Raw genomic sequence first — 244 nt, 5'->3', positions numbered from 1 at the left:
TAAACGCATCGCTGCAAGCCTTAAAGCCGATACGAGCTTTGGCCCGATAAATCACAAGAAAGTCGCACGAATCATGAAATCCATGGGACTTAAAGGCTTTACCAAACGCCGCCGATGCGTCACTACCAGGCGTAAGCCTGGTCACCGCGTCATGCCAGATCTAGTAGGCCGCAGATTCACAGCTGACAGGCCAAACCACGTCTATGTAGGCGACATTACGTACCTGCCGTGTAAGGGCGGCAAG

1 protein-coding gene is annotated in these 244 nt (G+C 52.9%); it reads left to right on the top strand.

Annotation, left to right across the window (positions count from 1 at the left end; translation table 11 throughout):
• Nucleotides 1-7 precede the first annotated feature (7 nt).
• Nucleotides 8-244 (top strand): IS3 family transposase (locus HMPREF2978_RS12990; RefSeq protein ID WP_256380751.1); only part of this gene is annotated, 237 nt, incomplete at its 3' end.

The sequence above is a fragment of the Corynebacterium sp. HMSC074C01 genome, from assembly GCF_001814605.1.
Classification (GTDB): Bacteria; Actinomycetota; Actinomycetes; order Mycobacteriales; family Mycobacteriaceae; genus Corynebacterium.
Note: the sequence above shows the minus strand (reverse complement) of the source record. Positions and strands in the feature narration are given on the sequence as shown.